This window comes from Streptomyces sp. NPDC006450 (genome assembly GCF_040612195.1).
Taxonomy (GTDB): domain Bacteria; phylum Actinomycetota; class Actinomycetes; order Streptomycetales; family Streptomycetaceae; genus Streptomyces.
On the sequence record NZ_JBEXPT010000274.1, the window covers coordinates 1 to 1,301 of the forward strand.

General features: G+C 77.7%; 1 protein-coding gene. It reads left to right on the top strand.

The window, feature by feature from the left end; genetic code table 11:
• Positions 1-163: 163 nt before the first annotated feature.
• Positions 164-1,301: AAA family ATPase (locus ABZY57_RS32765; RefSeq protein ID WP_356518194.1), on the top strand; the 1,138-nt coding region annotated here is incomplete at its 3' end.

Here is a 1,301-nt window from a genome sequence, read left to right on the forward strand (position 1 = left end):
TCCCCGGCCGGGGGCGACGAGGACTGCCCCCCCCCCCACCGGCGCGCCACGCCGCAGCGGCCCGCCGGGCCCTCCCTGCCACCGGTAGCGGGCGGGAGCGGCCCGCGGGGGCCCGGCCGGGACCCCTGGTGGGGGTCTGCGGTGCTGCGTAGACTCCACCCGCATGACTGCGGGGACGGGCGCATCGGTGCTGGTGGGACGGGATGCGGAGATTCGGGCGATGCGTTCCGCGCTGGCCCGGCCGCCCGCCGTGGTGCTGATCGAGGGCGAGGCCGGGATCGGCAAGACGCGGCTCGTGCGCGAGGTGCTGGCACGGCTGCCCGACCGCGGGGCCCGGGTGCTGTCGGGGAGTTGTCCGCCGCTGCGCGAACCGTTCCCGTACGGCCCGCTCTTCGATGTGCTGCGCACCCTCGCCCCCGCCGTCCCGGCCGGGCTCAGCCCGGTGTGCGGGGCGCTGCGTCCGTACCTGCCCGAGCTCGCCGAGCGATTGCCGCCGCCCTGCGAGCCGTTGCACGACCCGGCCGCCGCCACACACCGGATCTTCCGTGCGGTGGGAGCGCTGCTGGCCGCCGTGTGTCCGGCCGTGCTCGTCGTCGAGGACCTCCACTGGGCCGACGACGGCACCCGCGACCTGATCCGGTTCCTGATCGAGGATCCGCCGCCGGGGCTCGCCACCGTGCTGACGTACCGTCGGGAGGACCTGCCCGCACCCGGGTTGCCGTTGGGGCGCGCCTATCGGCGGGCGGCCGGTCACGAGTCCCTGCTGATGCGGCTGGAGGCCCTCGACGCGGGCGAGGTGCGCACCCTGGCCGCCGCGCTCACGGGCGGGCCCGTATCGGCTCGGCTGGCGGGCGAGTTGCACGAACGCACTGCCGGGATCCCCTTCGTGCTGGAGGAGTTCGTCCGCGGACCGGGAGCCCCCGCGGCCGTGCCCGCCCTGCTGCAGGAGGCGATGGCCGATCGGACCTCCGGCCTGGACGCGCCCGCCCTGGCCGCCGTCCACGCCGCCGCGGTGCTGCGCGATCCGGCACAGGAGGCCCTGGTCACCGCCGTGGCGGGGCTCGACGAGGAGACCGGGGCCGAGGCGGTGGGGGCGGCGCTGCGGGCCGGGGTGCTCCACGACTGGGGCGAGGACCGGTACGGATTCCGGCACGGGCTGGCCCAACAGGCCGTGTACGAGGCCCTGCTGGGCCCGGAGCGGCGGCGCCTGCACCTGCGGGCCGTCACCGCGCTGGCCGCGCTGCCCGCGCCTCCGCTCGTCCGGCTCGCCTTCCACGCCCGGCAGGCCGGGGCCCCGGAGG